The 2,294-nt window shown below is 34.8% G+C and carries 3 protein-coding genes; 2 read left to right on the forward strand and 1 reads right to left on the reverse strand.

Translation table 11 applies throughout. The annotated features are described in order from the left end of the window. The first annotated feature begins 319 nt into the window (after positions 1 to 319). On the forward strand, positions 320 to 1,246 hold the full coding sequence (locus tag RRG12_RS43205; protein WP_420761337.1) for a phosphodiester glycosidase family protein: 927 nt from the start codon (positions 320 to 322) through the stop codon (positions 1,244 to 1,246). A 38-nt stretch (positions 1,247 to 1,284) separates the two neighbouring features. Here RRG12_RS43205 and RRG12_RS43210 read toward each other — a convergent pair whose 3' ends face one another. Then, entirely contained in the window at positions 1,285 to 1,653 is a 369-nt protein-coding gene (locus RRG12_RS43210) for a hypothetical protein (protein ID WP_420761338.1), read from the reverse strand. A 389-nt stretch (positions 1,654 to 2,042) separates the two neighbouring features. On the opposite strand from RRG12_RS43210, the gene RRG12_RS43215 reads away from it, so the two are divergent. Beyond that, on the forward strand, positions 2,043 to 2,294 hold a 252-nt coding region (locus RRG12_RS43215), incomplete at its 3' end, for a helix-turn-helix domain-containing protein (RefSeq protein ID WP_420763290.1).

Raw genomic sequence — 2,294 nt, forward strand, 5'->3', positions numbered from 1 at the left:
ACAATTGTAACAGAATCGTGAGACACCATCTCGGAATATTAACACCAAAGAAAAAGCTGTTTTATAATGTTTCACTTAAGTTTTGGTTGTTAGATTAACTCCAGACTGAAATTGTAAAGCAAGAATTCAAAATCTCCAGAATCACGGAAATCAGAATGAAGAAGACTTTGAGACTCAAGCTTAATAATTTGAATAAAATTAAGAAGCTATAGCACCCTTGATTTTCTAATCATTCTGGATTCTGACTCCTGACTTCTGAATCCTTACATTTTAAATTATTCCCCGCTATAGTAATTCTGTAGCGGTTTTTTGCATTATTATGTATACAAAAAAATTATTTTTGGTATTTAGCTTGATCATTGCAGCGAGTTTATTATCAGGTTGTCAAGAGCTTGAAGCAAATTCAGCCCCAAAAGTATCTAAAACTTGCCCTGGCAAAGATGCTAAGTTCAGTATTGATTTTTTTAAAACCAATAATCAAGGTAAAAAAAATCCTAAAGGTATTAACAATGTAATTATTTTTAATCCCAAATCAGCAGAATTAGATTTCAAAGTTAATGTTGGTCTATCTCATAAACTCTACGCCAAAGATGCGAAGGGAAAACTGCGTAAAGAATATGTGCCAAAACAGTTTCGTGAACTCATTGGCGATGAAAATGCCAAATTGAACGGACAACTACCCATTGCCGCAATTAATGCCGACTATATAGATACTGAGAATAAACCACAAGGCTTAAACGTTTCTCGTGGCGTAGAGTATTCAGGAGCATTTAAAAATAAACGTTCTTCCTTTGGGATATCAGGAGGTAGACCTCAGCAGCGACAGGCTACTATCCAAGCTGGCAGAAGAAAAAGCGATATTCTCAATTACAATTTAGTGGGTGGAAATGGTAGATTCTATCGTCAGGGTAAATTTAAAGATATTTGTCAAGACTTGGGAGAATTTGCCTGTAAAAATGCAACTAATCGCTCTTTGGCAGCTATTACAAATCAAGGCTATGTAATCTTATTAGTTAATGACTTGAAAGGTAATTCAGAGATTGAATTATCTCAAGTTAATCAAGAGTTATTCCCAGATATGTTTGATAATGTTCTAGAAGGTATTGCTAGCAATAACTGTTTAGGTAAGATTCAAGAAGGGATTTTATTTGATGGGGGTATGTCTCCAGGATTATATTATAACCAGAAAACTTATGTAGAAAACTTTGGGCCGATAGGTTCAGTTTTTTTGATTTACAAAAAATAAAATGACTAGCAGTAAATTTACTTTCATCTGGTGAAGTTTTAGAGTACAGATTCTTTAACTTTTTGCGAATTCTCAAGTTTGTTTGGATTCACCCAACGATTGACAAATTCGTTGTTGTGTTTGTACACCTTAATTTGCACTTGCTTGGAACTTAACTTAACTACTTCGGCAGGAATTCTTTGGACATCGCTAGAATCCGTGCGAGGTTTATAAAGCCAAATGACTTTTTGCCCAACTTCAAAGGAGTTAGGATTGCTAGTTAAAAAAGACGTACTTTCTGCCCAAGAGGGGAAAGCAATTGCTAAGTTGATTAAAAGTACTAAGACCACTAGAGTGATTTGGAAAATTTTCATGATCATTGCACTTGTCTTTGGTCTGGTAGGGCAATCAATCTGCTGCTCTAACATTTAACTATTGTCCTCCTTTGTTTTTTTTAAGTTGAAAGGTAGATACACTAAAACTTCTTTGGGAAATTTGGCAGAATTCATGTTGCACCTCTTTTTTACCTAAGTTTGATCGTACTAGAGATTTGGGGAGTCAATTACTTAGCCTTTAGTTGTATTAATCGCCAGCCAAGTTTGTATTTGCTCAAAGTTCAAACCTTTACTGATTTCAGGATAAGACGACTTTGAAAATAAAATCAAATAGTCTTTTTTCTCAAAATGATAAATTAAATTTATGATTATTATGATGCTCTGACTTGAGATGGAAATTTCTATCTCAGGAGCAATAGACGTAAAAGAACACTCTGTCGTAGAAATTGAAAATGTATAGTGCTTTATAAATTTTGATCTATATGTCTCAAAGTAGAAGCCTACTTGCAGCGAAGCAACCTAATATTGGCAAACTAGTTCGTGCCCTGCGACAAGAGTTCAATCTGTCTCAAGAAAAATTTGCTGCCGAGTTTGGTGTGACTTTCCCAACAATTAACCGTTGGGAAAATGGACATGTAACACCTTCTCCTTTAGAAATACCGCGAATTAGTAGCCTCCTCAATGAGTTAGGTGAACGTGGTCAAATTCTTAAGAAAACATACTTCAGAGAAGAG

Source organism: Nostoc sp. CALU 546 (assembly GCF_048836525.1).